Here is a 1,479-nt window from a genome sequence, read left to right on the forward strand (position 1 = left end):
CCCACGCCGCAGTAGGGGCAGGTGGAGCGCGTCTCTTTCATGGGCAAGGCTTCATCGGCCACCTCAGGCGCCATGCGGCGCCTGCACGCCAAACGACTCGTCGCCCAGCGCACCGGCCGTCGCCGCCCCGGGGCCCGCGCGCGGGGCCTGAAGGTCCAGCGCATGCGTGGCGAGTTCATGGGCATCCAGCATCACCACGCCGGCCTCCACCTTGCAGGCGAACTTCGGCGTGCAGCCCTCATCGGGCTGCTTGGCGCAGCCGTCTTCCAGCCCGATCGTCCAGTTGTGCAGCGGGCAGGCCACGCTGGTGCCGAACACGATGCCCTGGCTGAGCGGGCCGCCCTTGTGCGGGCAGCGGTCCAGCAGCGCGAACACCTCGTCCTGGCCGTTGCGAAACACCGCCACCCCAACGCCCGCAGGCCGGCTCACCCGCCGCGCCCCCAGCACCGGGATGTCCTCCACGCGGCAGATGGTTGTCCAGTTGGTCATGGGTGCCTCCTTCTAGGTCTTGAGGTTGGAATAGAGGGTGGTGATGCGATCCATGATCCCCAGCAGGTTCTCACTGGTGATGAACACGTCGGACATGAGCTTGGGCGATGCGCTGGCGCCCTCCAGGCGCTGAAGGCCGTTGCTGAAGAACACCCACTGCGCGTCGGCCAGCACCAGCTCCTCCTTGATCTGCGTCGTGTCCCCGGGAGCACTCCGCAGAATCTCCAGCGCAGCAACAAACTCCGAGCGCGCCTTGGCGAGCTCGGCCGCGCTGCCGGCGGGGTCGATCTGCAGGGCACTGGCCAGGTAGAACTTGGCCATGCGTTGCGACAACATGCGCTGGCGGCCCGCGATGTTGACCAGCTTGCCGGCCGATTTGTCCGAGGCTGCTTCGTATTGCACCGTACCCTGATGTGCCAGGGCGAGCACAGCGCCGTCCAGCTTGACGACCTTGGCTGCGTCGGCCTTGCTCGGCGTGGGGCTCGTCAGTTCTTTCTTGAAATCGCTCCAGGCCGCACCAAGCGTGTCGTAGGTGCCGCGGATGGCGGCGCTGGGTGCGAAGCTCTTGAGTTCCACCAGTTGGCGCTCGAACAAGGCGATGGATTGATCCAGCACCTGCTGGGCATTGCGCGCCTCCACTTTGTGCACCAGCGCCAGGTAGGCCTTGCTTGCACGCTGCGACAGCATGCGCTGGCGTCCCGCCTTGTTGATGGCGTCGTTGAGATCGGCCACCTGGGCGCGTGCGCCCAGGCCGATCAAGGCGGTCGAGGCGACGAAGAGACGTCTTTTCACGCCAGTGCTCCGGTTTGCGGTTGCAGCGGCGTGAACTGCCGCACATCGACCGAAGCCTGGCTGGACTCGAACCACGGATCGGGCTCGCCGTCCAGCGCAAACTGCAGCCGCTCCCACAGCGCCCGGCGCCCCTCGGCATCCTCCAGGATGCGCTTTTTCACATGGTCCAGCCCGACCCGGCTGATGTAGTGCACCGTG

3 protein-coding genes are annotated in these 1,479 nt (G+C 66.7%); all 3 read right to left on the reverse strand.

All coding sequences use genetic code 11. The features are described 5' to 3' along the window. Positions 1-63 precede the first annotated feature (63 nt). Entirely contained in the window at positions 64-489 is a 426-nt protein-coding gene (gene nirD, locus QTI05_RS27765) for a nitrite reductase small subunit NirD (protein ID WP_286625034.1), read from the reverse strand. Positions 490-501: 12 nt separating this feature from the next. Further along, a complete protein-coding gene (locus QTI05_RS27770; protein ID WP_286625033.1) occupies positions 502-1,281 on the reverse strand; it encodes a type IV pili methyl-accepting chemotaxis transducer N-terminal domain-containing protein in 780 nt (259 codons plus the stop codon). Then, the coding region (locus QTI05_RS27775) for a hypothetical protein (RefSeq protein ID WP_286625032.1) at positions 1,278-1,479 on the reverse strand (202 nt) is incomplete at its 5' end. The genes QTI05_RS27770 and QTI05_RS27775, both read right to left, overlap by 4 nt.

Origin of the sequence: Variovorax fucosicus (assembly GCF_030316825.1) — a bacterium.
Classification (GTDB): Bacteria; Pseudomonadota; Gammaproteobacteria; order Burkholderiales; family Burkholderiaceae_C; genus Variovorax; species Variovorax fucosicus.

Bases quoted from the DNA above. Each gene is read 5' to 3' on its own strand.
- nirD (WP_286625034.1), bottom strand. From the start codon at position 489: ATGACCAACTGGACAACCATCTGCCGCGTGGAGGACATCCCGGTGCTG.